The sequence below is a fragment of the Pseudomonas sp. microsymbiont 2 genome (assembly GCF_054788395.1).
Genome location: NZ_CM139112.1, coordinates 2,759,656 through 2,786,491 on the forward strand (window position 1 = coordinate 2,759,656; position 26,836 = coordinate 2,786,491).

At 63.5% G+C, this 26,836-nt stretch carries 26 protein-coding genes; 16 read left to right on the forward strand and 10 right to left on the reverse strand.

Annotation, left to right across the window (positions count from 1 at the left end):
- Positions 1–62 precede the first annotated feature (62 nt).
- From ACYUME_RS12490 to ACYUME_RS12500, 3 genes are all read left to right on the forward strand, one after another.
- On the forward strand, positions 63–671 hold the full coding sequence (locus ACYUME_RS12490) for a TetR/AcrR family transcriptional regulator (RefSeq protein ID WP_279886046.1): 609 nt from the start codon (positions 63–65) through the stop codon (positions 669–671).
- 578 nt (positions 672–1,249) lie between these two features.
- Positions 1,250–1,885, forward strand: a complete 636-nt coding sequence (locus ACYUME_RS12495) for a lytic polysaccharide monooxygenase auxiliary activity family 9 protein (protein WP_460419117.1) — start codon at positions 1,250–1,252, stop codon at positions 1,883–1,885.
- 37 nt (positions 1,886–1,922) lie between these two features.
- A complete protein-coding gene (locus tag ACYUME_RS12500) occupies positions 1,923–2,948 on the forward strand; it encodes a chitinase (RefSeq protein ID WP_279887527.1) in 1,026 nt (341 codons plus the stop codon).
- A 178-nt stretch (positions 2,949–3,126) separates the two neighbouring features.
- Here ACYUME_RS12500 and ACYUME_RS12505 read toward each other — a convergent pair whose 3' ends face one another.
- The 4 genes from ACYUME_RS12505 to ACYUME_RS12520 form a co-directional block, all read right to left on the reverse strand.
- Positions 3,127–3,822: an anti-sigma factor gene (locus tag ACYUME_RS12505; RefSeq protein WP_460419118.1), complete on the reverse strand. Its 696-nt coding sequence runs from the start codon at positions 3,820–3,822 to the stop codon at positions 3,127–3,129.
- A complete protein-coding gene (locus ACYUME_RS12510; RefSeq protein ID WP_279887531.1) occupies positions 3,819–4,367 on the reverse strand; it encodes a sigma-70 family RNA polymerase sigma factor in 549 nt (182 codons plus the stop codon). The genes ACYUME_RS12505 and ACYUME_RS12510 overlap by 4 nt, the downstream gene beginning before the upstream one ends.
- Positions 4,368–4,456: 89 nt before the next feature.
- Entirely contained in the window at positions 4,457–4,990 is a 534-nt protein-coding gene (locus tag ACYUME_RS12515; protein WP_460419119.1) for a DUF3455 domain-containing protein, read from the reverse strand.
- Positions 4,991–5,154: 164 nt separating this feature from the next.
- Complete coding sequence (locus ACYUME_RS12520; RefSeq protein ID WP_460419121.1) at positions 5,155–5,298, reverse strand: hypothetical protein; 144 nt, start codon at positions 5,296–5,298, stop codon at positions 5,155–5,157.
- A gap of 383 nt (positions 5,299–5,681) precedes the next feature.
- On the opposite strand from ACYUME_RS12520, the gene ACYUME_RS12525 reads away from it, so the two are divergent.
- Together ACYUME_RS12525 and ACYUME_RS12530 are read left to right on the forward strand one after the other, a co-directional pair.
- Positions 5,682–7,115 carry a sensor histidine kinase gene (locus ACYUME_RS12525; protein WP_460419123.1) on the forward strand — a complete coding sequence of 478 codons (1,434 nt, stop codon included), beginning with the start codon at positions 5,682–5,684 and terminating at the stop codon, positions 7,113–7,115.
- 310 nt (positions 7,116–7,425) lie between these two features.
- Entirely contained in the window at positions 7,426–9,327 is a 1,902-nt protein-coding gene (locus ACYUME_RS12530; RefSeq protein WP_460419125.1) for a potassium transporter Kup, read from the forward strand.
- An 18-nt stretch (positions 9,328–9,345) separates the two neighbouring features.
- Here ACYUME_RS12530 and ACYUME_RS12535 read toward each other — a convergent pair whose 3' ends face one another.
- A complete protein-coding gene (locus ACYUME_RS12535) occupies positions 9,346–10,704 on the reverse strand; it encodes a glutamine synthetase family protein (RefSeq protein WP_460419126.1) in 1,359 nt (452 codons plus the stop codon).
- The gene (locus ACYUME_RS12540; protein WP_460419127.1) at positions 10,701–10,898 is read right to left on the reverse strand and encodes a hypothetical protein; all 198 of its coding nucleotides are present in this window, start codon (positions 10,896–10,898) and stop codon (positions 10,701–10,703) included. Before ACYUME_RS12540 ends, ACYUME_RS12535 begins: the two co-directional genes overlap by 4 nt.
- Before the next feature lie 259 nt (positions 10,899–11,157).
- Between ACYUME_RS12540 and ACYUME_RS12545 the strand changes: the two genes are divergently transcribed.
- Both ACYUME_RS12545 and ACYUME_RS12550 read left to right on the forward strand, forming a co-directional pair.
- Entirely contained in the window at positions 11,158–12,102 is a 945-nt protein-coding gene (locus ACYUME_RS12545) for a malate dehydrogenase (RefSeq protein WP_279887558.1), read from the forward strand.
- On the forward strand, positions 12,099–12,332 hold the full coding sequence (locus ACYUME_RS12550; protein ID WP_460419129.1) for a hypothetical protein: 234 nt from the start codon (positions 12,099–12,101) through the stop codon (positions 12,330–12,332). The genes ACYUME_RS12545 and ACYUME_RS12550 overlap by 4 nt, the downstream gene beginning before the upstream one ends.
- A gap of 4 nt (positions 12,333–12,336) precedes the next feature.
- Here the strand turns inward: ACYUME_RS12550 and ACYUME_RS12555 are convergent, their stop codons facing one another.
- A complete protein-coding gene (locus ACYUME_RS12555) occupies positions 12,337–13,266 on the reverse strand; it encodes a LysR family transcriptional regulator (RefSeq protein WP_460419131.1) in 930 nt (309 codons plus the stop codon).
- A 152-nt stretch (positions 13,267–13,418) separates the two neighbouring features.
- Between ACYUME_RS12555 and ACYUME_RS12560 the strand changes: the two genes are divergently transcribed.
- The 3 genes from ACYUME_RS12560 to ACYUME_RS12570 all read left to right on the forward strand — a co-directional run bounded on the left by ACYUME_RS12560 (position 13,419) and on the right by ACYUME_RS12570 (position 16,055).
- Positions 13,419–14,402 carry a DUF1852 domain-containing protein gene (locus ACYUME_RS12560; RefSeq protein WP_460419133.1) on the forward strand — a complete coding sequence of 328 codons (984 nt, stop codon included), beginning with the start codon at positions 13,419–13,421 and terminating at the stop codon, positions 14,400–14,402.
- A gap of 27 nt (positions 14,403–14,429) precedes the next feature.
- Positions 14,430–15,458 (forward strand): methionine synthase, encoded by a 1,029-nt coding sequence (locus ACYUME_RS12565; protein WP_460419135.1) that lies wholly within the window; start codon positions 14,430–14,432, stop codon positions 15,456–15,458.
- An 87-nt stretch (positions 15,459–15,545) separates the two neighbouring features.
- Complete coding sequence (locus ACYUME_RS12570; RefSeq protein WP_460419137.1) at positions 15,546–16,055, forward strand: flavin reductase family protein; 510 nt, start codon at positions 15,546–15,548, stop codon at positions 16,053–16,055.
- Between the two features lie 123 nt (positions 16,056–16,178).
- Here ACYUME_RS12570 and ACYUME_RS12575 read toward each other — a convergent pair whose 3' ends face one another.
- Positions 16,179–16,901: a DUF4198 domain-containing protein gene (locus ACYUME_RS12575; protein WP_279887549.1), complete on the reverse strand. Its 723-nt coding sequence runs from the start codon at positions 16,899–16,901 to the stop codon at positions 16,179–16,181.
- A 163-nt stretch (positions 16,902–17,064) separates the two neighbouring features.
- On the opposite strand from ACYUME_RS12575, the gene ACYUME_RS12580 reads away from it, so the two are divergent.
- The 6 genes from ACYUME_RS12580 (at position 17,065) to ACYUME_RS12605 (ending at position 23,709) form a co-directional block, all read left to right on the forward strand.
- A complete protein-coding gene (locus ACYUME_RS12580; protein ID WP_460419139.1) occupies positions 17,065–18,234 on the forward strand; it encodes an N-acetylmuramoyl-L-alanine amidase in 1,170 nt (389 codons plus the stop codon).
- 179 nt (positions 18,235–18,413) lie between these two features.
- Positions 18,414–19,331 (forward strand): AraC family transcriptional regulator, encoded by a 918-nt coding sequence (locus ACYUME_RS12585; RefSeq protein ID WP_460419141.1) that lies wholly within the window; start codon positions 18,414–18,416, stop codon positions 19,329–19,331.
- Between the two features lie 262 nt (positions 19,332–19,593).
- Positions 19,594–20,493 carry an alpha/beta hydrolase gene (locus ACYUME_RS12590; protein ID WP_460419143.1) on the forward strand — a complete coding sequence of 300 codons (900 nt, stop codon included), beginning with the start codon at positions 19,594–19,596 and terminating at the stop codon, positions 20,491–20,493.
- A 43-nt stretch (positions 20,494–20,536) separates the two neighbouring features.
- On the forward strand, positions 20,537–21,475 hold the full coding sequence (locus tag ACYUME_RS12595) for an alpha/beta hydrolase (RefSeq protein ID WP_460419144.1): 939 nt from the start codon (positions 20,537–20,539) through the stop codon (positions 21,473–21,475).
- Between the two features lie 68 nt (positions 21,476–21,543).
- The gene (locus ACYUME_RS12600; protein WP_460419146.1) at positions 21,544–22,458 is read left to right on the forward strand and encodes an AraC family transcriptional regulator; all 915 of its coding nucleotides are present in this window, start codon (positions 21,544–21,546) and stop codon (positions 22,456–22,458) included.
- A gap of 180 nt (positions 22,459–22,638) precedes the next feature.
- Complete coding sequence (locus ACYUME_RS12605) at positions 22,639–23,709, forward strand: MBL fold metallo-hydrolase (RefSeq protein WP_460419147.1); 1,071 nt, start codon at positions 22,639–22,641, stop codon at positions 23,707–23,709.
- A 242-nt stretch (positions 23,710–23,951) separates the two neighbouring features.
- On the opposite strand, the gene ACYUME_RS12610 is transcribed toward ACYUME_RS12605, so the two are convergent.
- Both ACYUME_RS12610 and ACYUME_RS12615 read right to left on the reverse strand, forming a co-directional pair.
- Complete coding sequence (locus tag ACYUME_RS12610) at positions 23,952–25,118, reverse strand: HlyD family secretion protein (protein WP_460419149.1); 1,167 nt, start codon at positions 25,116–25,118, stop codon at positions 23,952–23,954.
- The gene (locus tag ACYUME_RS12615) at positions 25,115–26,773 is read right to left on the reverse strand and encodes an MFS transporter (protein WP_460419150.1); all 1,659 of its coding nucleotides are present in this window, start codon (positions 26,771–26,773) and stop codon (positions 25,115–25,117) included. The genes ACYUME_RS12610 and ACYUME_RS12615 overlap by 4 nt, the downstream gene beginning before the upstream one ends.
- Positions 26,774–26,836 lie beyond the last annotated feature (63 nt).

Genomic DNA, 26,836 nt, shown 5'->3' on the forward strand with positions numbered 1-26,836 from the left:
CTAATTTGCGAAAACCCGACAAGACGGCTACAAGACGGTCTTCACCAAGCCTGGAGAAATTGATGCAAGCCCCACCCCGATCCCCCGGACGCGGTCGCCCTCGTACCATCACCCGTGAACGGATTGCCGACGTGAGCATCGCCATCGGCCTGCCCGACCTGACCTTCGTGGGTGTCGCCGCCGCGTTGGGGGTGAGCCATATGGCGCTGTACAAGCACGTGCCGAATATCGAGGCGCTCAAGTGCCTGGTGGCCGAGGAAGTCTTCCAGCGCTGGCAGATCCCGCAGGCCTGCGCCGACTCAGCGCAAGACCTGCAGGCGTACCTGATGGGCTTCGCGGCGTCCGTGCAGGCATTCGTCAAGGCGCACCCAGGGCTTACGCCCTATGTGATTCGCCGGTTGGCGGCGACGCAGGCGATGATCGACAAGATCAACGATCATCAAGCGCACATCGCCCAGGCCTATGGCTTGAGCCTGGAGCAGTCGCGCTGGCTGTTGTCCACGGTGGCGTTCCATGGCTTCGCGGTGGCCGACTCCGTGTACAGCGTTTCGGCCCGTGAGCCGCTGCTGGATGTCGATCGCGCGGGGGAAGAGTCGGAGATGGAGCAGGAACTGAGCGAGGGAATGCGTGCCTTGATCGTGGGCGCGCTCGTATTGCTCGCGCAGCGCTGAGAGCCATCCCTTTCAAGGTGTTCGCCGTTGGCGTTGCAGCGCCTGTGAGATCGAGCGCCGCCCGCGCGGCGCATCGCGACGCAAGGCCGCTCCTACATTTGTTGCAACGTGCCGAACCTGTGAGGCCATGGTTGCCCGCCTTGGTGCATGCCTCAAGTCAGGCGAGGCGCCAGCAGTGCCCACCTTGATACCGCGTCGTACGAACAAGGCGGACCAGGTAATGACACAGGAGAGACTGGCCCGAAACAAATGTAGGAGCGGCCTTGCGTCGCGATGCGCCGCGCGGGCGGCGCTCGATCTGATAGGCGCTGCAAGGTTTGCGGCGGACACCTTGCGGCGCTCACTCGATTCCTCGCTGGCCCAGTCGACGACCACCACCTCGATATGTAGGACTTCAGCCTTGGTTGAAGTAGGAAAACCTTGGTGATGCTGTATATTTATCCAGTATTCATTGGGCGTTCCTCCACCAAGGTAGGAAAACGCGAAAAAAGCGCCCGTGGACGGAAAATCCTGCTCGGTTAGTTTGAAGGCCTCTCCTTTGGAAAGGGAGAGTTCTCAAATCAAATGGAGCAATACCAATGAACCAACCACAAACCCAGAACCCACTGCGTCACGGCCGTGTCACCTCCCCAGCATCGCGCGGCGCCGTCGCCATCGACCTTGGCGTGCTCAGCGGCTGGCAGGTCGATGAAATGGAAGGCGGCAAGAACTTCCCGGCCCTGGTGGCCGGCCCGTTCCCCGCGCCGTTCCAGACCGACAACCCCAGCGTCGCGCCGCCTGCCGATGGCCATATTCTCAGCGGCGGCAAGGCCGATGCCCGCGACTGCGTCAATTTCACCGACGAGGAAATGAGCAAGAAGCTCAACCGCGCCTTCACCTGGCCGGCGATCAACGTCGATCCTGGACAGGTGTTCAAGGTGACCTGGCGCTACACCGCGCCGCACACCACCCGTGGCTATCGTTGGCTGATCACCAAGGACGGCTGGGATCCGCAACAGCGCATCAGCCGCGCGCAGCTGGAGGCGCAACCGTTCGCCGAGGACTTCTACCCGCAGGTGCCGTACTACAGCCATGCCGGCGAGCTGAAGGCCAAGGTCGAGCACGAAGTGCAGCTGCCGGCCACCAAGAAAGGCCGCCACGTGATCGTGCTGATGTGGATCGTGGCCAACACCGGCAACGCCTTCTATCAGGCCTTCGACGTCGACTTCAAATAGCTCGGCGGCTGCTCAACACGTTCTGAGGGACCGGAACATGACAACGATCGACTTCACATCACTCAAGGCGCCACAGGAGGACGCGGCATCGTCGATGCCGAACCTGGCCGGCAGACAGATCCTCATGGGCTACTGGCACAACTGGCCGGCAGGCCCCGCCGACGGCTACCAGCGCGGCCAGTTCGCCAACATGAGCCTGGAGGATGTGCCACGGGACTATAACGTAGTGGCCGTGGCGTTCATGAAAGGCAGCGGCATTCCGACGTTCAAGCCGTACAACCTGTCCGACGCCGAGTTCCGCCGTCAGGTGGGCGTGCTCAACAGCCAGGGCAGGGCGGTACTGATGTCCCTGGGCGGCGCTGATGCGCATATCGCGTTGAACCCAGGCCATGAACAGCCCCTGGCCAATGAAATCATCCGCCTGGTGGAAACCTACGGGTTCGACGGGCTGGACATCGATCTTGAGCAAAGCGCGATTGATTTCGCCAGCAACAAGACCGTGCTGCCAGCCGCGTTGAAACGGGTGAAGGATCACTACGCCGCCGAGGGCAAGCATTTCATCATCAGCATGGCGCCGGAGTTTCCCTATCTGACCCGTGCGGGCAAGTACATTGACTACCTGAATGCACTGGAAGGGTATTACGACTTCATCGCCCCGCAGTTCTACAACCAGGGGGGCGACGGTGTCTGGGTCGAGGAAGCCAACAATGGCAAGGGGGCCTGGATCGCGCAGAACAACGATGCGTTGAAGGAGGACTTCCTCTACTACCTGAGCGAAAGCCTGGCGAACGGCACCCGTGGTTTCACGCGGATTGCGCCCGACAGGTTGGTCATTGGCCTGCCCGCCAACGTCGATGCGGCCGCCACCGGATATGTGATCGAGCCGACGGCGGTTGCCAACGCGTTCCGCCGCCTGGCGTCCAAGGGACTGGCGATCAGGGGGCTGATGACCTGGTCGGTGAACTGGGACAGCGGGGTCGACAGGAACCATGTGCCGTACAACCAGGCATTCAGCCGGCGTTATGGGCAGTTGATCCATGGTGCCACGCAGGCTGCCGACTAGCGCTCGGTCAACACGATATCCGGCAGACGTGCCTGATTGAAGTGTTCTCTCCGGGCTGGCAAACGAGGCAATGAAAAGCACCGGCGCCTACAGGCGCCGGTGCTTTTTTTGTCAACCTGAAGGGGCGGACGATGAAGTTCACCAAGCACCTTGGCACCACGATCATCCTGCCACCGTATCAGATCACTTTCACCGCGCGGCCAATGAACTGCACGGGACCGGTCGGTCGCCCACTCGCCGAGCCACCCAGGTTCTCCAGCGTCAGCTCGAACAGTTGGTTGGGTTCGAGCGCCGGCAAGTGCTCCAGCGGCACGGTGACCTGCTCTCCGGGCTTGACCAGCCCAAGGGAGATCGGTGCTTGCCACTGCTCACCCTTGGTCCAGAACTGCAGCACCTTGTCCGCCGGGACTTCGGCCTTGCCCAGCGGAATCAACTGGATCTGGCGCGCGTCGCGGGCCTGGACCACCCAGCCAGGCGCCTGTGTGGCGGGTGCCACCAGCACCACCAGGTAAGTGGTGGCCGGCGGCTGCGCCGTCAGTAGCGCCAGAGCCAGCACCAGGCTTGCCGCCAGGCCCGTGCCGGCCAACCCTTGCCACAGCCCCAGGCGTTGCCACCACGAGGGGCGAGCGGGGCGTTGGCCCAGGCTGCGGTTGATCCGCTGCCACAGCCGCGCACTGGGCGGTTGGGGTGGTGCCAGTGCATTGAGCCCCAGCAGACGGTTCTCCCAGGCATCCACCGCGTCTCGCAAGGCGCGGTCGCTGTCCAGGCGTCTGAGCACGGCATCCTGCTGTTCGGCCGACAACGTGCCCAGTACATACTCCCCGGCCAGATGGTCGAGGTCATCGGCGTTTTCGCCACCAGATTCGTTAGTCATCCCATGCACTCGCGCAAAGCCTTGAGGCTACGCTTGATCCACGCTTTGACCGTGCCCAGCGGTGTATCGAGCAGGCGTGCGATCTCGGCATGGCTACAGCCGTCGACGTAGGCATGCAGGATGCACCGGCGCGGCGCGGGTTCGAGTTGCTCGAGGCAGCGGTGAACCTTGCTCGAGTCGGCCAGCAGGGCCATGTCGTCGTGGTAGGGCGCCATGGCCGCGATATCCGCCAGGCCAGCATCGTCCAGCACGACTTCACGGCGGGTATCGCGTATGAAGTTCAGCGCCAGGTGGCGGGTCAGGCTGTAGACCCAGCCGCGCGCCGAACCACGCGCAGGGTCGAAGCTGGCCGCGCGGGTCCAGATGCGGATGAAGGCATCGTGGACAATGTCTTCGGCGGTGGCCTCGTCGCGGGCGATGCGCCGTGCCACGCCGAGCAGTCGGGCGCCTTCCTGGTCGTAGAGCGCCTGCAAGGCGCTGCGATCACCCATGGCGCAGGCCTGGAGGCAGCGCTGGAAGTCGAACGGTGTCGTGGGCAGGTTCAAGGTCGGGCCGATCCTTCTGCTGACGGATACCCCCGGCCCTTTGGCCGGGGGGTGTCGATGAGCGTAGCCGAAGGATGCCGGCGCGGTGATCAGTTGCTGACCCAGAAGATATAGTCGGCCTGGTACTTGACGATTTGCTTCTCACCTTTGTTCTGCGCCGTGCAGGCGGCTTGCGGGGCGACACCGCCACGGGTGGCCAGGCGCTGGACGTAGCTGATGCCGCTCATCGCACCCTTGCCTTCGGCGGGGTTGGCCTTGACCAACTGGTACGGCAGGTCGCCCTTGGCTGCCGGGGCGATGGCCAGTTGAGCGCCGGTGATCTTCGAGCCATCCTTCGCCTGCCAGGTCGCGGGCGGGCCGAAATAGTCGCCCACCGCCATGCCGGCGCGATCCTTGAGCACGGCCTTGGGGCCGACGAAGGCCCATTCGGTCTGTCCGGGAGCGTCGGCCTTGTCACGGCATTCGTAGGTGATCTCGCCAACGCCGACGGTTTCCAGTGCCACTTTGTGGCCGTCGGGCACCTTGACGGCATCGGGGACTCCGGTCTGGGCCTGGGCAGTCGGTAGCGCAATGGCCAGCGCAAGGCCGGAGGCGAGCAGGAACGAGAAACGAGAGATGTTCATCGAGCGAACTCCTGGTGGGGGTATCGGCAGGGCAATCGTGTATTACCCTGAGGTAATACCCGCCGAGGAGCCATCTGGATGCGGCCACACGAAAAAAAATCGGTCTCCCGCCGCCGGCGACGCCAGGCGTGCTTGGCCACGGTTTGCGCCATATGGCCCGGGTTTCAGCTGCGCCGCTCGATCTTGGTCGCCTGGCTCTTCATCGAAGGTTTTCCAGGTTTGGCGAGCCGGCGCTCGAACAGACTGATGAGGGTTCCTGTGATTGCCACCAGTGCCAGTATGAACAGTCCGATGTCTGAGTTTTCCATTGCAACCTGCCTGCGGGGAGTCTGTAGGGGCGTGATACGTCCGGGGGGCCAAGCATCACCCCGTGCGGCCCTGCCGGGCCTTGAATGACGTGGTGAAAGACTATGGTTTTTGCAGGTCAAGTTGCTGTCGGTTTCCTGCCGGTTGGCGTAAAGACTCGATAAATTCCGGCAAGCAGGTGTTTCGACGGTGCCACTGACCCCGCGGTCCCTGGCACCGGATTTGCTCGCTATGAAGCATTGGGCAATGAAGGGGCGCGAGCTCACGGGATTGCCGTGCTGAACGCGCCGGCACTCGGTTGCCGCCATCGGTCGCGCGGCCCCCGAATGTGGGGAAGGCTCACCCGCTGGTGAGCGATGATCCGGCACAGATCCTCGGAGGGGCGATGAGAGCATTTTCGCAAGGGTGGCCCGGGCGCAAGGTGAGCGCGCCGCTCGGCGACATGGTCGAACCGTTCAATCTGATGCGCAGGTTCTCGCTGACCAGCTTCGTCATCATCAGCTGCGTGGCGATAGGGCTGGCCTGGTATTCGACGCGCTTTCTGGTCAACGAAAGCCTGGAGCGCGATGCGCTGCTGTCCGCCCAGTTCATTCAGTCGATCGCCACTGGCGAAATCCGCCACCATGACCTGTCGGGGATGAAGATGGGCGATGTGCTGTCTTCGGCGCGTTACGGCATGCTCGATCCGCAGACCCTGCAGAACCGCCATCGGGCGCGGTCGGAGTTCCTCGACCACCTGGCCAACCTGCCGGACCTGCTGCTGGCGAGCATCTTCTCCCCGGAGCGCGAGGTCATCTGGTCGACCAACCCAGGGCTGATCGGGCGCAGGGTGCATGAGGATGGGCCGCTGGAGGTGGCGTTCAATTCCGGCGGACGGGTCAGCGCCCGCTACGATGAAGTCGACCCGGATCGCTCCGAACAGCAGTTTACCCGGCCGGCCAAGATGTTCTTCGTCGAAAACTACATTCCACTGCTGGACGATCAAGGCAAGGTCCTGGCCATGGTGGAAATCTACAAGGAACCGGTCGACCTGATAGAGCGTCTGGAGCGTGGGCGCAAGCAAATCTGGGGCGCCACGGCGGTCGGTGGCCTGATCATCTATTTCGGGCTGTTCTGGATCGTGCTGCGCGCCGCTCGGCTGCTGGCCCAGCAGCAGGACCAGCTGGTCGCCAACAAGACCTACGGCGGGCTGGTGGAGATGTCCACCGCGGTCGCTCACAGCCTGCGCAACCCACTGGCCAGCATCCGCAGCAGCGCCGAACTGGCGCAGGCGCTGCCAGGCCAGCCGGCGAGCAGGAACATCAACGACATCATCGCCCAGGTCGACCGAATGGCGAGCTGGGTGGGCGAACTGCTCCATTGCCTGCGGCCATTGCAAGGCGAAGCGGAATCGGTCGACCTGGCGCCGAGCATCCATCAGGCCCTGGGGGCGCTCGCACCTCGGATGCAGCAGTTGCGAATAACGCCGCAGGTGGATATCGAAGGCCCGGTTGTGGTCATCAGTCACCGGCTGCTGCTCGGCCAGGTGTTGAACAGTGTGCTCGCCAATGCCATCGAGGCGATGCCCGACGGCGGATCATTGCGCCTGACACTGCAGCGCACGGGCAGCGACGTGTTGCTGTGCATCGACGATTCAGGCCTGGGCATGACGCGACAGCAGGAGCTGTCGGCATTCAAGTCGTTCTATTCGACCAAGCAGGGGGGGCTGGGTATCGGGCTGGCGATGGTCAGGCAGGTCATGGAGCGCTTCGGTGGCGCCGCCACGCTGGAAAGCCTGGAGCCCAGGGGAACTCGGGCTTGTCTGCGTTTTCGCTGCTGACCTGCTGGGGCTGGGCACGTTGTGGATGGCACGGGCTTCGCCCGTATTCGCGGGCAAGCCCGCTCCCACAGGGATCGCGCCATTGAGCAAGACAGTTGCTCCCACAGGGTGGGCGCTGCGACTAGCTGCTGAGAAGCCCCCCCCCGAAAATGCCGGGAAAGCTTTGACTGGCCGGCATTGTGGGGCTGCTAATTTTACGCTTTCTTTATGTTCGGCATTGCTGCCAGAGCCGATACTGGCGGCCGTTTTTCGACCCTGCCGCCTATCTGCCTGCACTCAGTATTTACGCGATGTTGACGAGAAGTTACCAGTGAGCCAATCCGTGATCGTTGAGCAACAATCCCATCCAGACAAGAGCACGGGCGTCGGCCTGTTGGTCGCGGCCGTAGGGGTGGTCTATGGCGACATCGGCACCAGCCCGCTGTATACCCTCAAGGAGGTCTTCAACGGTCACTTCGGTGTGCAGGCCAATATCGAGGGGGTGCTGGGCATCCTGTCGCTGGTGTTCTGGTCGCTGGTCTGGGTCGTGACGGTCAAGTACGTGCTGTTCATTCTGCGTGCCAGCAACCAGGGCGAGGGCGGCATCATGGCCCTGACCGCTTTGGCCAGGCGGGCGGCACGTCCCTATCCACGGCTGAGCAAGGTCCTGGTGCTGCTGGGGCTGTTCGGCGCGGCGCTGTTCTACGGCGATAGCATGATCACCCCGGCCATTTCCGTGCTGTCGGCGGTGGAAGGGCTGCAGTTGGGCATCGATGGCATCGATCACTGGGTCGTGCCACTGTCGGTGGTGGTGCTGGTCGGGCTGTTCGTGATCCAGAAGCACGGTACGGCGCGCATCGGCATCCTGTTCGGGCCGGTGATGGTGGTGTGGTTCGTGGTGCTGGGCGCGCTCGGTATCTATGGCATCGTCCAGCGCCCCGAGGTGCTACAGGCGCTGAGCCCCGCCTGGGCCGTGCATTTCTTCGTCGCCCATCCGGGCGTGGGCGTGGCGATCCTGGGGGCGGTGGTACTGGCCCTGACGGGTGCCGAGGCCCTTTACGCCGACATGGGGCATTTTGGCCGCAAGCCGATTTCCCGGGCCTGGTTCATGCTGGTGCTGCCGGGCTTGGTGCTGAACTACTTCGGCCAGGGGGCATTGATCCTCAACAACCCGGCAGCGGTGCGCAACCCGTTCTACCTGCTGGCCCCCGAGTGGGCATTGTTGCCGATGGTCGCACTGGCCACGCTGGCCACCATCATCGCCTCGCAGGCGGTGATCTCCGGTGCGTTTTCGCTGACTCGCCAGGCCATCCAGCTCGGCTATGTGCCGCGCATGTTCATCCAGCACACTTCCAGCGAGGAACAGGGGCAGATCTACATCGGCATGGTCAACTGGGCGTTGATGGTGGGCGTGGTGCTGCTGGTGGTCGGCTTCGAGTCGTCCAGCGCACTGGCGGCGGCCTATGGCGTTGCCGTGACCGGCACCATGCTGATCACCACGTTGCTGGCCTCGGCGGTGGTCTTGCTGCTGTGGAAGACGCCCCGCTGGCTGGCCATTCCCCTGCTGTTGGGCTTCCTGCTAGTGGATAGCCTGTACTTCGCCGCCAACGCGCCGAAGATCCTGCAGGGCGGTGCCTTCCCGGTGATCGCCGGCCTGGCCTTGTTCGTGCTGATGACCACCTGGAAGCGTGGGCGCAGCATCATCGTCGAGCGGTTGGATGAAACCGCGCTGCCGCTGCCGTTGTTCATCGGCAGCGTCCAGGCGCAGCCGCCCCATCGTGTGCAGGGCACCGCGGTGTTCCTCACCGCCCGTACCGACGCGGTGCCCCATGCCTTGTTGCACAACCTGCTGCACAACCAGGTATTGCACGAGCAGGTGGTGTTGCTGACGGTGGTCTCGGAGGATTCGCCACGGATCAGCGCCGACAAGCGCTTCGAGGTCGAGGCTTTCGGTGAAGGCTTCTTCCGGGTCAGCCTGCACTTCGGCTTCATGGAAGAACCCGACGTGCCGCTCGCCCTGAGCCAGTCCAGCACGCCTGAGCTGGACTTCAGCCCCATGCGCACCACCTATTTCCTGAGCCGGGAAACCGTGGTGCCGACCAAGCGCATTGGCATGGCCAAGTGGCGCGAGCACCTGTTCGCCTTCCTGCTGAAGAACGCCAACAGCAACCTCAAGTACTTCAAGCTGCCACTGAACCGGGTGATCGAGCTGGGGACCCAGGTCGAGATGTAACGCCACACGGCGTTTCACTCACACACTCGATTGCAGGTACTCGCGCTCCCAGGTGCTGATGACCTGCCGGTAGTGGCGGTGCTCGGTGCGCTTGACCGCGACATAGCCTTGCACGAAGCGATCTCCCAGGTACGTCTTGAGCGTGTCGCATGCCTCCATCCGGGCCAGCGCCTCCTCGAGCGTGTGCGACAGGCTCAGGCCGTCGTGATCGTAGGCGCGCCCGGAGAGTGGAGGGGTCGGTTCGAGCTGTTCATGCAGGCCGAGATAGCCGCACAACAAGGTGGCGGCCAACGCCAGGTAGGGGTTGGCATCGGCGCCGGGCAGGCGGTTTTCCACGCGCATGGCCGCGACCGAGGCTGTTGGCACGCGCAGGCCGACGGTGCGGTTGTCGTGTCCCCAGGCGACGTTGACCGGTGCGCAGTTATCCGGCAGGAAGCGGCGGAACGCGTTCACGTTGGGCGCGAACAGGGGCAGCAGGTGCGGGATGTAGCGCTGCAGACCGCCAATGTAATGCAGGAATTGCTCGCTCATGGCGCCGTCGTCGGTGGCGAAGAGGTTCTTGCCGCTGTCCAGGCTCTGCACGCTCTGGTGAATATGCATCGCGCTACCCGGCTGGCAGGCGATGGGCTTGGCCATGAATGTCGCGCCGATACCATGCTTGAGCGCGGCTTCGTGCAGGGTACGCTTGAACACGATGAGCTGGTCGGCCAGGCGCAAGGCATCGCCGTGGCGGAAGTTGACCTCCATTTGCGCGGGGCCGCTTTCGTGGCTCAGGGTGTCCAGGTCCAACCCCTGGGCATCGCACCAGTGGTAAAGGTCCTCGAATAGCGGCGCGAATTCGTGGGTGGCATCGATGGAAAAGCTTTGCCGCCCGCGCTCCGGGCGGCCGGAGCGGCCGTCGGGCGCCTCCAGTGGCAAGCCCGGGTCGTGACTGCGCCGCGTCAGGTAGAACTCAAGCTCAGGTGCAACCACCGGCTTCCAGCCCTCGTTGGCATACAGGTCGAGCACCTGCTTGAGCACGTTGCGGGGCGCCAGGTCAATGGGCTTGCCGGTCCTGTCGAAGGGGTCGTGGATGACCATGGCGGTCGGTTCGGCCAGCCAGGGCAGGACGAAGCAGGCCTGCGGGTCGGGGCGGCAGAACATGTCGGCGCCGGCCTCGTTGAGCAGGGCATCGAACACCTGGTCGTCGACGAAGTCGCCGGTCACCGTCTGCAGCAGCACACTTTCCGGCAAGCGCATGCCGCCTTCTTCGAGGAACCTGGCGGTGGCGGTGATCTTGCCGCGGCCGATGCCGCAGAAATCGCTGACCGTGCATTCGATTTCGCTGATGCCACGCTGCCTGAGCTGCTGTTGCAGTCGTTCGAGGGGCGTATTCATGCAAACCTCGGGAATTTGATCGTCACATGCTCTTGGGCGTGCCCGCGAGATCCTGCGCGGCTGCAGGGGCTGTGGCTCAGCACCGTGGCAAGCCCGGTGTGGAAGGGCCGCAAGGCGAGTTTCCCGGCCTTGTCGACACGCGTGAACGAGACGGGTTTGACCGGGTGAATGAAGGTATTGACGTACAGGAACATGTCACTCTCTCGATACTGCGAAGACGTGGCGAAAGGGTATTGATTCGCGTATCAAGTTGCTGTCGGTTTACTTACCTGCCGCGTAAATTCTTGATAAAGCGCCCTGGCCAGGCGCTTCTGGATGAAACCGCGCATTGCCACGCAATGATTTTCGATGCGCGCACGACATCGCGCAGGCGATGAAGTCGGGTGGCCTTTTGGCCCTGGCGGACAATACTTCTCTGTACAGGCGGGTGGCGCGACCCGCGGGAGGTGCGAGGTGAACAAGCTATCAATCGTGGGTGCTGGCATGGTGGGCGAGGCGGCGGCCCAGGTCCTCGCCCGGGACGAGATCTGCCGTGAGCTGGCGTTGATCGATGTGCAGGGCGAGTTGGCGCGGGGCAAGGCACTGGACGTCTGGCAGGCGGCAGTCGAGTCGGGTTCCGATACCAGGGTTTACGGCGGGTCCGATGCCGAATTGCTGCAGGGTTCGGACCTGGTGGTGATCACGGCGGGCGTCCCGCGCAAACCAGGTCAGTCGCGCCAGGATGTATTGAGCATCAATTTGCCCATTCTCGACGGCATCATGCAGGACATCAATCGTCATGCTCCGGCGGCGACGGTGTTGGTGGTGTCGAACCCGGTCGATGTGCTGACCTATCGAGCCTGGAGCCTCAGTGGGTTGGGGCGCGACAAGGTGTTCGGCCAGGCGGGGGTACTGGATACCGCGCGCATGAAGTGTTTCATCGCCGAGCAGACAGGGTATTGCGCTCGGGATATCACCGCGCTGGTCCTGGGAGGGCATGGCGACAGCATGGTGCCGCTGATGCGCTACTGTGCGATTGGTTCGGTGCCGCTGTCGCACTTTCTGTCCAGCGAGCAGATCGAGAGCATCGTGCAGCGTACGCGTCAGGGCGGTGGCGAGATCCTGGGCTTGAAGAAGCTGGGCAGTGCCTGCGATGCACCGGGTGTGGCAATCGCGCAGATGGTCGATGCCATCGCCAATGGGCGAAACCGCATCTTGCCGACGGTGGCGATTCTCGAAGGCGAATACGGGCGAACCGATATTGCCATGGGTGTTCCCTGTGTGCTGGCGCAGGAGGGGCTCGCACGGGTTATCGAGTTGCCCCTGGACGCTGGGGAGCAGGCGATGTTCGACCGGTCCGCGGATCAGGTGGTGAGCGATATCGCTGAAATGAATGCCTTGTGCAAAGCCACCCCATGACCTTCAACGGGAGTATCGCGGTGATCAGCGAGCTGTCTGTGCACTTCGTTTTCCGAGCATTGTGCTATCCGCTGGGTTGGCCTGTGGTGAAGCTGGCCACGCTTGGCAGGTACCCGTCACAAGGCAGTTGGTTCGCCGAGCGCGTCGAGGCCGAGTGGACTGCCGCGACTGGCCTGATCCCGCTGGTGCTGGCGATGATGCTGTTTGCCGGACAGTTCGGGTCAGGTTAGCGCCTCATGTCGCCAGCCCCGACACGACATTGACACCCTCCAGGGTCGCAAACGAAATGTCCTTGGCGGTCAGCAGAAAATCACTGACATAGGGTACCTCCAGCATGTCGCTGCGGATCGCGGCGTACAGTCGGGCCTGCAAACCCGTTTCGCCCAGGCGCTTGGCGGTCACATAGCCACGCGAACTGTACTCATGCAGCGCCCAGTTGGGCAGGCAGCACACGCCGCGGCCCGAGGCGACCAGCTGCATCATCATCACCGTCAGCTCAGAAGTCCGTACCTGGGCGGGCTCGATGTCCGCGGGTTCGAGAAAGCGGCTGAAGATGTCCAGGCGGTGGCGCTCGATGGGGTAGGTGATCAGCGTCTGGCTGGCCAGGTCGGCGGGTTCGAGGTAGGGCTTGGCGCGCAGTGCGTGATGATTGTCGACGGCCAGCACCGCTTCATAGCCGAACAGCGGCACGTAGCTGATGCCGGGGAGGGTGACCGGGTCGGAGGTCACCACCAGGTCGAGGTCGCCGCGCTCCAGCGCGGGCAGCGGGGCGAAGGCAAAGCCTGAGGCCAGGTCCAGTTCCACCTCAGGCCAAGCACCGCGGAACTCGTCCACCGAGGGCATCAGCCACTGGTAGCAGCTGTGGCATTCGATGGCGATATGCAGGCGCCCGGCAGTGCCACTGGCGAGCTTGCCCAGATCGCGTTCCGTGCTGCGGATCAGTGGCAATACCTGTTCGGCCAGTTGCAACAGCTTGAGGCCGGCACTGGTGAAGCGCACCGGCTTGGACTTGCGCACGAACAGCGGCATGCCGATGCGCTCTTCCAGCTCGCGGAACTGGTGCGACAGGGCGGACTGGGTGAGGTGCAGGCGTTCAGCGGCGTCGTGCAGGCTGTCGGTGTCGCGCAGTGCGTGGATGGTGCGCAGGTGCCTTAGATCGATCATGAGCAAAATTACAGATCAGCGCAAAAAAAATGAGTTTGTCTCATGAAGGTCGTTTGTTGACAATCCCCCCATTGAATTTTTCCTTCGAAGCCGGGCAGGCAAGCAGGAAATATTTTCAGGATCTACTTCGGGAATCAGGGTGCCGGGTCACAATGAATAAAGCCTTCACGTTCGCCATCAAAAGCATTCGTTTCGACGAGGACTATCTGCCTGCGGACAACACGCGCATCACCACCAACTTTGCCAACCTGGCCAGGGGCGAGAGCCGCCAGCAGAACCTGCGCAACACGCTGGCGATGATCGACAATCGCTTCAATGCCCTGGCGCATTGGGACAACCCCAAGGGTGACCGTTATTCGGTAGAGCTCGATATCGTCTCTGTCGAAATGAAGATCGCGGATGAAAAGGCGGGGGATGCCTTGCCGTTGATCGAGATCCTGAAAACCAGCATTGTCGATCACCAGACCAACGAGCGCATCGAAGGCATTGTCGGGAATAATTTCTCCTCTTACGTGCGGGACTATGACTTCAGCGTGCTGTTGCTGGACCACAACAAAGGGCAATCCGGCTTCAGCACGCCGGAGGCGTTTGGCGAGCTGCACGGGAAACTGTTCAAGTGCTTCGTGAACTCGAGCGCCTTCAAGGAGCACTTCAACAAACTGCCGGTCATCTGCCTGAGTGTTTCGAGCAGCAAGACCTATCACCGCACTGAAAATCAGCACCCGGTCCTGGGTTATGAATACCAGCAGGATGAGTACTCCTTGACCGATGAGTACTTCGCCAAGATGGGCCTGAAGGTGCGCTATTTCATGCCACCGAACAGTGTTGCGCCGTTGGCGTTCTACTTTGCCGGCGACCTGCTGGGCGACTACACCAATCTCGAGCTGATCAGCACCATCAGCACGATGGACACCTTCCAGAAGATCTACCGCCCCGAGATCTACAACGCGAACTCGGCGGCTGGGAAATCCTATCAGCCCAGCCTGAAGCATCAGGACTACTCGTTGACTCGAATTGTCTACGATCGCGAAGAACGCAGTCGTCTGGCCATCGAGCAAGGCAAGTATGCAGAAGAACAATTCATCAAGCCGTACCACGCTGTGCTGCAGCAATGGTCCGCTCATTACGCTGTTTGATCGATCGAATACACAAGGCCTTGCGTCATGAAAAAACTACTCCCTACTTCGACTGCCGGCAGCCTGCCTAAACCTTCCTGGCTGGCGCAGCCGGAGACCCTCTGGTCTCCTTGGAAACTGCAAGACCAGGTGTTGGTCGAGGGCAAGCAGGATGCGCTGCGCCTGTCGCTGCATGAACAACAACTCGCCGGTATCGATATCGTCAGTGACGGTGAGCAGACCCGTCAGCATTTTGTGACGACCTTCATCGAACACTTGAGTGGCGTTGATTTCGAGAAGCGCGAGACCGTGCGGATTCGCGACCGCTACGATGCCAGCGTGCCGACGGTGGTCGGTGCGGTTTCTCGTCAGAAACCGGTGTTCGTCGAAGATGCCAGGTTCCTGCGTCAGCAGACCACGCAACCGATCAAATGGGCGTTGCCTGGTCCCATGACCATGATCGATACCCTGTACGACAGCCACTACAAGAGCCGTGAAAAACTGGCTTGGGAATTCGCCAAGATCCTCAATGAGGAAGCCCGGGAACTGGAGGCTGCCGGTGTCGATATCATCCAGTTCGATGAGCCGGCCTTCAACGTGTTCTTCGACGAGGTGAACGACTGGGGCGTTGCCACCCTGGAGCGGGCCATCGAAGGCCTCAAGTGCGAAACGGCCGTGCATATCTGCTATGGCTATGGCATCAAGGCCAACACCGACTGGAAGAAGACCCTGGGTTCGGAGTGGCGCCAGTATGAGGAGGCGTTCCCCAAACTGCAGAAGTCCAAGATCGATATCGTCTCGCTGGAGTGCCACAACTCCCACGTCCCCATGGAGTTGATCGAGCTGATCCGTGGCAAGAAAGTGATGGTCGGGGCCATCGACGTGGCCAACCATGCCATCGAAACCCCAGAGGAAGTGGCCAATACCCTGCGCAAGGCCCTTCAATTCGTCGATGCCGACAAGCTCTACCCGTGCACCAACTGCGGCATGGCACCGTTGCCGCGCGCCGTGGCACGCGGCAAGCTCAATGCATTGAGTGCAGGTGCAGAGATCGTGCGCCGGGAACTCTTGAAGTAAAACCGAGCGCGGTGTGAGAGGGCAGGGGCGTGCAGCTCCAGCCCTTTCCCATTGTTGGCGGGTTGTACCTAACATTCAGGATTTACTATGTCGCTTCCCTGTACTGCTATCGAGCCATTGCGCTTTCGCGAAGCGCTCGGGCATTACGCCTCCGGCATCACGGTGATCACCTCGCACAGTGATGGCGAGCCGCTTGGCTTTACCTGCCAGTCGTTCTACAGCGTGTCGATGAGCCCACCGCTGGTGTCATTCAGCGTCATGTCCAACTCGGCCAGCTACCCCGGGATTCGCCAGGCCGGTCGCTTCGCGGTCAATATCCTGTCGGGCGAGCAGGCCGGGATTTCCAACCAGTTCGCACGGCGCGGCACGGACAAGTGGCAAGGCATCGACTGGCAGGCCTCGCCGCTGGGCAACCCGATCATCGCCGGCAGCCTGCACTGGCTCGATTGCGAGATTCACGCCGAACACATCGCCGGGGATCACCTGATCGTGATTGGCGAAGTAAAGGCGTTGAACCTGCAAGAAGCCTATGCCGCTCAGCCTTTGCTGTACTTCAAGGGACAATACCGCAACCTTGCCGAACTCAGTGCGGTCTGAGCATTGCCAGGGCCTGCCAAGAAATCGTGCCAGCCGCGCCTGCGGCAGACCCTCACCCAGGCGCAGGACCGAGCGTGAGCGAGCGCCTGCCTCGGCTCGCACGTTCGAGGCAGGGCGTGCACGCTACTCGTGGTGCGGCTCACCCAGGAACGTCAGTGAGCTGAACAGGCTCTGTTGCGCCACCGATTCGCCTTCGGGCATTGGCAGGGTGGTTTGGGCGGCGATGATGTTCAGCCCCTCGTTGCGTACGGTGATCCGTGCCCGGCCTTGTTTGTCGGTGGTGGCATTGATCTGGTGGGGCGCGCCGCGGTAGTCACCTTGCAGCGGGATATCCGCAGCCGGTTTGCCATCAAGTAGCACCTGTACTTCCAGAGGCTTGCCTGGACCGGCCTTCAGCGGGTCGCTCAGGGGGATGATCGCCAGGCGCAGCATGTCCAGTTTCGGCAGGCGGGCACCGCTCTGATAAATGGCCAGGCTGTACTTCAGGCTGTGGGTAGAGGCGATCGCGTCCTTGACCTGGGTGCGGTCCTGGTTGACCCACTGCTTGTCCGGGCGTTGCGACCAAGGCCCGTTGTCCAGCAACACGGCAAGCGTCGCAGGCGGGGCGAGCGGTTGCAGGACGGCATGATCCGTCAGGCGCTCGACCGTGACCGGGACCATCTTGCCGGCGGCGTCGAACGCCCAGGCACGCTTGATCTTTTCCGGTTTGTAGGCGCTATCCTCGGCGCCGTGGCCGTACACCGCCTCGATATTGCCACGTCGCTCCTCGGTCCACAGACCGTGGGCGCCAGCGTCGACGCTGATCATCATGGTGAGCAGGGTGGCGGCTTTCAACGATGGATGCATGATGTTTCCTTGGTTCAAAGATTCAGGGTCAGTCCCGGCACTGGTTGTCTGCCTGCGGGAGTCTTCAGTACGATAATGCTAGAAATGTTATAATGTATCTTTTTTTGAAAGGCCAGCAATATTGCCTGGGTCTTCGCTGGCCCGCAGGCCAATTGGAGTTCGCATGGATCGACGCCGTGTCTTGAAATTGTTGCTGGCATGCCTGGCGCTGCCGCTGCCCTTTGCGGCGCAGGCGGCGCAAGCTGTCAGAAACGTTCGCGTGAGCCGGGTGGGCAATGTCACCAAGGTGATGCTGGACCTGACCGGGCCAGTGGCGGCCAGGCATTTCAACCTCGCCGCGCCACCGCGGCTGGTGCTCGATCTTCCCCAGACCACCCTTCGGGCGTCGCTGGCCGACCTTGCACTGCAAGGCAGCGCGGTCACGGCGATTCGCAGCGGGATCACTGCAGCCGGAGATCTGCGTATCGTCGTGGATCTGGCCGACGCGACCTTGCGTAGCGAGGTTCGCACGGTCCAGGCCGGGGGACACGGGTTCGAGCTGTCGCTCACCGGGCCTGTTCTGGCTGCCGCTCCGTTGGCGGCACAACCACCATCGGCGCGCCTGCGTGACCTGCTGATCGTGGTGGATGCCGGGCATGGCGGCAAGGACCCTGGCGCAGTGGGGGCCAAGGGTGAGCAGGAAAAGCGCGTCGCCTTGCAGATTGCCAAGTTGCTGGCCAGGCGTATCGACGCGCAGAAGGGCTACAAGGCACGCTTGGTGCGCAGCGATGATGTGTTCATCCCGCTGCGCAAGCGCGCCGAACTCGCCCAGCGCCTGAATGCCGACCTGTTCGTCTCGGTGCACGCGGACGCGGCGCCCCGGCTTACCGCCTCGGGCGCCTCTGTCTTTGCCTTGTCCCAGGGCGGCGCGACGTCATCGATGGCGCGCTGGATGGCGCAGCGGGAAAACGAGGCGGACAAGGTCGGTGGCGGTCTGCCGGTGAAACTGCGCCAGCCCGACCCCATGGTGGCGGGCGTGCTGCTGGACATGTCCGTGAGCTCGACCATCGCCGCCAGCCTGGACCTGGGGCATCAGGTGCTCGGCCAGTTGGGGCAGGTGTCGGGCCTGCACCAGGCGCGGGTGGAGCAGGCCGGGTTCGCGGTGCTCAAATCGGCGGCTGTGCCTTCGATCCTTGTCGAAACGGGGTTCATTTCCAATGCCGGCGATTGCAAGCGTCTGCATGATGTTCGGCATCAGCGCAAGGTGGCCGCAGCGATCTTTGCCGGGCTGGATGGCTATTTCCGCCAGCAGCCGCCCGCTGGCAGCCTGATTGCGGCCAAGGGGCAAGCCTAGGGGCAACGGTGGCCTGCGCCATAGGGCAGAAGAGCATCAAGCACGCGAAGCCGGTAGGTTGATCTATTTCATATAGGGCAACGACGGCAATGTCCCTGCGGGGGGCTGCACAGTGGTTGATTCGTGCAAAAACCTTCATTATTGCCCGGAGCATGACGGCAGTGCCGATGGAGAAACGCATGACCCGCCTCGAGCCCCCCCGCGACCCCGTCGAGTCAGGCCTGCCAGGCCTGAGCGCCTTGATCGCCCGACACGTCCCCAGCGCAGGGGACCTGGTCACCCGGCTACCGGCCCTGAGCCTGCACCGCCGCGCCTCGCCCACCGAGCCGATGCCCTGCATCTACGGCCTGGGCTTGGGCGTGGTCGCGCAGGGCAGCAAGCAGGTCATGCAACAGGAGGCCGTGCTGCATTACCAGGCGGGGCAGGGCATGCTGACCAGCATCGACCAGCCCGTGGTCTCCCATGTCGCCCTGGCCACACCCGCCAGGCCCTTCCTGGGGCTGATGCTGACCCTCGACCCCAGCCAGGTCATGCGCACGGTCGAAGACCTGCAGCTGCCACCGCCGCCGAAGGCCGGCACCCACCAAGCCATCGTCATCGCCGAACTCGACAGCGGCGTGGTGCGCGCGCTGGAGCGCCTGCTCGGGCTGCTGGACGAGCCGGCGTTGTTCGAACATCTCGCCCCGCTGATACAACAGGAAATCATCGTCAGGCTGCTGGTCGGCCAGCACGGTGTCGCCCTGCGTCACCTGGTTGCCGCCGGCTCGCCGATGCAGCAGATCGCCAAGGTGGTCGCCTGGCTGAAACAGCACCTGGCCGAACCGATGCGCGTCGACGACCTGGCCGAGCGGGTGCATATGAGCCCGTCGACCTTCCGCCAGCATTTTCGCGAGCTGACCGGCGTCAGCCCGTTGCAGTTCCACAAGCAATTGCGCTTGCAGGAGGCCCGGCAATTGATGCTCAACCAGCACATGGACGCAGGCCAGGCCGCTGGAAGGGTGGGCTACGAAAGCGCCTCGCAGTTCAGCCGCGAGTACAGCCGGGCCTTTGGCGCACCGCCGCAGCGGGATGTTCGGCGCATGCGCCAGCAAGGCTGAGCGCTATGTAATAGGCAATCCAACCATGGTGCATCTTGCGGCTCCATGGTGGTCTTCCTGCGCTCAAGCGCTAGATATTGCCGAGGTCCGGTCTGGCTCTGGCAATGCTCGATGACTGCGCACTTTCCTTGAAACGTGCAAGCAAGGCATCGAATCAGGCAAAACCGCAGTACCCCTGCTTCCTATACTTGTCTCCAACGAAGGGTGGTTGCATCAGCCACCCCGCGCAAGCACCTCGCGCTGCCCACCCGGAGGCAACACCATGCAAGACGTCCAGTTCAACAACCGCAACATCGTGATGGCCGGCCACCTTTACCTGCCGAGCGCATTCGATGAAAGCAAGCAGTACCCTGCGATCGTCACCGTCCACCCAGGCGGCGGCGTCAAGGAGCAGACCGCCGGCACCTACGCCCGGTTGCTGGCCGAGCAAGGCTTTGTCACCTTGGCCTTCGACGCCTCCTACCAGGGCGCCAGCGGCGGCGAACCGCACTTTCTCGATGAGCCGATGAACCGGGTGGACGATGTGTACAGCGCCGTCGACTACCTGACCACCCTCGGTTTCGTCGACGCCCAGCGCATCGGCGTGCTGGGCATCTGCGCCGGTGGCGGCTTCGCGGCCAAGGCAGCCTCGGTCGACCGCCGCATCAAGGCGCTGGCTACCGCCAGCGCGGTCAACGTCGGCACCGCCACCCGCAAAGGTTGGGAGGGCAAGGGCTCGATCAACGACCTGCTGCCGGTACTCGACGCCCTGGCCGGCCAGCGCACGGTCGAAGCGGCCGGTGCAGCGCCTGTCTACGCGCCTTATGTGCCGCAACTGGGCGACACCAGTGCGCCGCGCGACCTGCAGGAAGCCGCCGACTACTACCTGACGCCGCGCGCCCAGCACCCCAATGCGCAGAACAAGATGCTGATGAACGGCCTGGGCGCCTGGGTCGCCTTCGATGCCTTCGACCTGGTCGAGCAGTTGCTGACCCAGCCCACGCTGGTCATCGCCGGCAGCGAAGCCGGTTCGCTGTGGCACAGCCAGGAGCTGCACGCCAAGGCGCTGGGCAAGAAAGAGCTGGTGGTACTGAATGGCCTGGCGCACATGGACCTGTACGACGGTCCGGGGGTCAATACGGCCATGCAACACCTTGCGCCGTTTTTCCAGGCCAACCTCTGATCACTCGCTATTCCCTGTGCATACGACCTATCTGGAGAAACCCATGAGCGATATCACCATCAAGCACGTCTGTTACCAGAACCTGGGTTGGGAGACCGCCGCAGACCTGTACCTGCCGCCAGGCTTCGACCCTGCCAAACAGTATCCGGCCATCGTCAGCACCCACCCGATCGGCAGTTGCAAGGAGCAGACCTCAGGCAACGTCTATGGCGCGGGCCTGGCCAAGGAGGGCTTCGTGGTGATCGCCTTCGACGCCAGCTTCCAGGGTGCCAGCGGCGGTGAGCCGCGCTTCATGGAAGACCCGTCGATCCGCGTGTCCGATATCCGTTACGCCATCGACTATCTGGTGACGCTGCCCTACGTCGACCCGGCGCGCATCGGCGCCATCGGCATCTGCGGCGGTGGTGCCTACACCGTGCATGCGGCCATCACCGACCACCGCATCAAGGCATTGGTGTCGATCACCGGGGTCAACTTCGGCCGCCTGATCCGCGAAGGCTTCAGCAACTTCCAGCCGGTCGCGGCGCTGCAGGCCATGGCCGCCCAGCGCACCGCCGAAGCCCAGGGCGGCGCGCGCAACGTGATCAACTACTTGCCGAACTCGGTCGAGGAGGGGCGCCAGGCGGGCATCACCGATATCGACGTGCTCGAAGCGACCGACTACTACAAGACCCCGCGTGGCCAACAGCCCAACGGCGCCACCAGCGGCCTGTTCTCGTTCAACAGCGCGGCGTTCGGCTGGGATGCCTTCCTCCATGCCGAATCGCTGCTGACCCAGCCGCTGCTGGTGGTCATCGGCGACAAGCCGGGTGCTTTCGGCGCGTACCGTGATGGCTGGGAAATCTACGGCCGGGCGGCCTCCACCGACAAGCAGATCTACGTGGCCGAAGGCTGGTCGCACTACGACCTGTACGACAAGCCCGAACCTGTCGCGCTGGCCATGGCGCAGGCCGTGCCCTTCCTGCGCAAGCATCTGCAGTGATGCCATCGGCTGGCCAGCCTGATCGGGTTGCCTGCGCGGCCCCAGCAAAACGTCCACCGAGGTAGCCCATGAACGCGCCTTTCGAACCGTTGCGGCCGTCTTTTGTCGACAGTCGCGCCCTGGCCCAGGCCATCGCCCGCGTCGCGCCCTCGGACGGCGACTACGAGACGGCCATTCCCGGCCTGACCTTGCACCGCCGCCGGGCTGTCACTCAACCCATGCACTGCATCTACGGCCTGGGACTGGGGATCACCGCCCAGGGCGAGAAGCAGGTCGTGTCCGGCGAGCAAGTCCTGCGTTTCGGGCCGGGCCAGTCATTGCTGACCGCTGTCGATCTACCCGTGGTATCCGCGGTGGTCGAGGGCTGCCACACCGAGCCGTTTCTTGGCCTGATGCTGAACCTGGTGCCACAGGACATCCTGCAACTGGCCACTGAACTGCGCCTGCCTTCGCCCAGCCGCGACGGTGGCTTCTGCTCGATGGCCGTGGAGCCCTTGGCCGAGGGGTTGCTGGATGCCGTGCTGCGCCTGGTGCAGTTGCTCTCGGACCCGGTGCTGCTGCCGTACCTGGCCCCGCTGATCCAGCGCGAGATCACCTACCGCCTGCTGACCGGGCCCCATGGCGCGCAACTGCGCCACCTGATCAACCAGGAAGCGCCCAGCCAGCAGATCGCCGGCGCCATCAACTGGCTCAAGCGCCACTTCGCCGAACCACTGAAGATCGAACAACTGGCCGCCAGCTGCCATATGAGCCCTTCGACGTTGCGCCAGCACTTTCGCACGATCACCGGCTTGAGTCCGCTGCAGTACCAGAAGCAACTACGCCTGCAGGAAGCCCGTCAGTTGATGCTCACGCAGAACCTGGATGCCAGCGTGACCGCTGCGCGGGTCGGCTATGAAAGCGCCTCGCAGTTCAGTCGTGAATATGCCCGGCTTTTTGGCGAACCGCCCCAACGCGACATTCGCCGCTTGCGCCTTAACTGAGTCTCACGTCATTGGCTGGCATTGACGCTTGCGCGGCGCAGGTGCGGCAGATTGTCCAGGCAGTGTCGGGCGTGCACGGGCGCAGAATCGGGCATGGACCTCGTTGGATTGGGCAAGGTCGTCACGGCGAGGGTTCTTATACTGTCGGCTCCCCCCTTGCGCTCGTATGAGGTCAGCACCTTGAAACGCCATGCACCGGTCTTCCAGCACCGCGACTCTGCGCAGTCCCGCGAAGGGCGCTTTCACAACCTGTCACCGCGCCCGGCGGACATGCCCGAGCCCGATGCCAGGACGATCTGGAACGCGCTGTTCAACAAGCCGAAGTTCACGGTGCCGCGCGCGCCGGTGCCGGTGCTGCAGCTGACCCGCGCACAGCTCGACGCCGCGCCGGATGCCAGCCTGTTCCGCCTGGGCCACTCCACGGTGCTATTCAAGCTCGAAGGTGGCTGGTGGCTGACGGACCCGGTGTTTTCCAAGCGCGCCTCGCCGTTCTCGTTCGCCGGCCCCAAGCGCTTCCATGCGCCACCCCTGACCCTGGACGAGCTGCCGCCGATTCGCGGGGTCATCCTCTCCCATGACCATTACGACCACCTGGACCGGTCGACGATCAAGGCCCTGGCGCCGAAGGTGGAGCGCTTCCTCACTCCGCTGGGCGTGGGCGACCGCCTGCTGGCCTGGGGCGTGCCGGCGGCGAAGGTCCACCAGCTGGACTGGTGGCAAGGGCTCGAAGCGGGCGGCTTGCGCCTGACGGCGACCCCGGCCCAGCATTTCTCCGGCCGGGGGCTGCGCGACGGCAACCGGACGCTGTGGTGCTCATGGGTGATCGAGGCGCCGCAACTGCGGATGTTCTTCAGTGGCGATACCGGCTATTTCGCTGGTTTCGCCGAGATTGGCCGGCGCTTCGGGCCGTTCGACCTGACGCTGATGGAAACCGGCGCCTACGACGAGCACTGGCCCTATGTGCACATGCACCCTCGGCAGACGGTGCAGGCTCACCTGGACCTGGGCGGGGGCTGGTTGCTGCCGATCCATAACGGCACCTTCGACCTGGCGTTGCATGCCTGGTATGCGCCCTTCGAGCAGGTGCTGGAGTGGGCGGAGCATGAGGGTGTGCCGGTGGCCACTCCGAAGATGGGCGAGCGGGTCGACCTGCGCCTGCCGCGTACCGGCGAGCGCTGGTGGCGCGAGGTGGTGAGCCAGGAAGCGTCGAGCAAACCCCGCGGTTGCCGGCTGCGCTGGGCGAGCCAGTAACCCACGGGCTTGCACATCTCTCTTTAGGAGCGGCCTTGTGTCGCGAAAGGGCCGCGAAGCGGCCCCGGCGATTTTTGCATCAACGCTGAAATCCTGGGGCCGCTGAGCGGCCCTTTCGCGACACAAGGCCGCTCCTACAGGCTAGTGCGGCGACTGCGGCACCAGCGGATTGATCAGTACAGGTACCACATCCTCAAAGCGCTCCAGCGCCAGCACATTGCGAAAGAAGTGCTCCAGGCCTTTCAGCGCCCCTTGCGGTCCTCTTCCGTGACGACTCGGGTATCGATGCTCACCACCACCGACATCCCCGGGCGCAGGCGCTGTGCCTGGGGTTGGTCGGGGTCGACGCTGACGCGCACGGGGATGCGCTGGGCGATCTTGACGAAGTTGCCGGTGGCGTTGTCGGACTGCAACAGGGCGAATTCGGATCCGGTGGCGGGTGAAATGCGCTGCACGTGCCCGTGCAGTTTCAGGTGGTCGAGCGCATCGACGGTGAAGGTCACCGGTTGGCCGATACGCACCTTGTCCATCTGGGTTTCCTTCATGTTGGCGATCACCCACACGGTATCGGGCACCAGTGCCATCAACTGTGCGCCGGAGTTGACGTAAGCCCCCAGGCGCACGCCGATCTGCCCCAGCTGGCCATCACGCGGGGCGGTGACCCGGGTGTTGTCCAGATCGATGCGGGCCAGTTCCAGGGTCGCCCTGGCGTTTTCCACCGAAGCCTGCAGCGAGTCGCGGTTGACGATGACCGTTTGCAAGTCCTGACGGGCGATTTCCAGGGCCGCCTTGGCTTGGGCGAGGGCGGCCATGGCACGGGCATTGGCGGCACGGGTGATGTCCAGGTCGCTGCGCGACACCGAGCCGTCGCGAATCAACGCTTCGTTGCGTTGCAAGTCGGCGCGGCTCTTTTGCACCTGGGCCTCGTTGTCGACGATCGCCGCCTGCCGCTGGAGGATGGTGGCCTCGGCGCTGTTGCGTTGCTGCAGGTTGTTGGCCAGCGCCGCCTGCTGTTGCTCGAGTTGCGCCTGGGCCTGGTGCAGGCGTTGCTTGTAGATGCGATCGTCCAGGCGCACCAGCAGGTCACCGGCCTTGACGAACTGGAAGTCCTGTACCGGCACCTCGAACACATAGCCGCTGAGCTGCGGGCCGATGAGGGTCACCTGGCCGCGTACCAGCGCGTTCTCGGTGCTTTCGATGGCACTGCCGAAGGGAGGCAAGCGCCAGGCATAGAGCACCACCAGCACGCCGACGATGGCCACGCTGGCGAAGAGCATCGATGACAGTACGCGCTGGCGCCTTGAGCGTTGTTCACTGGCGGCGTTGGGCGGTGGGGCAACGCCTTCGGGGGTTTCGGCAATGGCGGTGGTGGTGGTGGTGGTGGTGGTGGTGGTGGTCGGTTGGTTCATTGTGCAGGGGTACCACGGCTAGGGTCCAAGGTGTCCAGGCTGCTGGCGGTGCGGCTGGCGTACCAAAGCCACAGGCTGCGGATGAATATCCAGAGCATGGTCAGTATCGCGATGCTGCCGATCAGCATGAAGACATCGTTGTAGGCGAGGATGTTCGCCTCGCGGGTGGCGGCGTTGGCCAGCAGGCGGTTGCCCACCGAGGTGCGCTGGGCCGGGTCAGCGATGACCCCGGCGTAGGACGCTGCGCCACCTTGTATGCGGCTGAGCACCTGGGGATTGAGCAGGGTCAGTTGCTCGACCAGGTAGCTGGAATGGAATTTCTCCCGGGCGATCTGGAAGGTCCCCAACAAGGCGGCGCCTATCAGGCCGCCAAGGTTGTTGCAGATACCGAACATCACCGAGAAGCTCACCAGGTTGCGCGGGTTGGTACGGATGTGACTGATGCCCAAGGCCATGGTCGGGCCGAGAAAGAACGTGCTGCCGAAGGCCAGGAGGAACTGGCTCAGGTACATTTGCGACGGCCGGGTCAGGTTGCTCGATGAGCAGTCCATGAACGAGCCGGTCGCCATCAGCGCCAGGGAAATGAACAGCGGTAGCACCAGGTGCTGCGGGTTGATGGTCAGGGCGCTGACCGCCAGCCCCGCAACCGCGCCAAGCAGCATCACCCAGTACAGGTCGCGCATCTGCTCGTTGCCCAGGTTCAACGCCTGCAGAAAACCCACCGCGCCGGTGGATTGCTCGGAGGTGACCATGCGGATCAGGATCACACAGAAGGCCAGACGCAGGGCCACGCCACTGCCCAGCCAGCGGGTCATCAGCAGCGGGTTGCGGCGATTGTGCTCGATGGCCAGGCCAGTGATGATCAGGGCGATCGAGGCGGCCAGGGCCATGCCGATCCACGGCGCTTCCAGCCACCAGTCGATGCGCCCCAGCGACAGCACCGCGCAGAGCAGGGCGACGCCGCTGGACATGATCAGGAAGGTCAGAAAGTCCAACGGCTCGAAGGTCTTGAAGCGGTCGCCCGGTGGCAGCTTGAGCATGAGCACGCAACCCAGGGCGGCCAGTGCCAGGCCCAGTTCGAACAGGTACAGGCCACGCCATTCGGCAATCTGCAGCAGGTCTTCGGAAAACACCCGCGCCAGCGGCAACGCCAGCTGCGAGGCGCCCAGACCCAGTACCAGGGCTTTGAGCCGCCACTTGGCCGGGAACGCCTGGATCATGTAGTACAGGCCGAGCGAGTTCAACGCCGCGCCAACCAGACCATGGGCAGCGCGCACCGCGATCGCGGAGTTGAGATCGTTGACGAACAAGTGGGCGAATGTCACCAAGGCGTACAGCACCAGGAAAATCTCGGTGAAGGCGCGCAGGCCGAACTCCTGGCGAAACTTCACCAGCAGCAGGTTCATCGACACATTGGTCATGACGTAGGCCGCCGGCAGCCAGGCCATTTCTGCCGTGGTCGCGCCCAGCGCGCCTTGCAGAAACTGCAGGTTGGCGGTTACCAGGGCATTGCCCAGGCCACCGGTGATCGCCACCAGCAGGCCGACCATGCCGAACGCCAGGCGTTTGGGGGGGCTGTGCAGGGGCGTTGACGGCGAACCCGGCATCGAGGGCTTCTCGTGAGGCAGCCATTGTCGGGGTGCGTATTTGTCCATCCAGGTGTCTTGTCTTGGTCGGTTGGTGCGTTTGAACAGTCGGATTATAGAGACAGTCAGTGG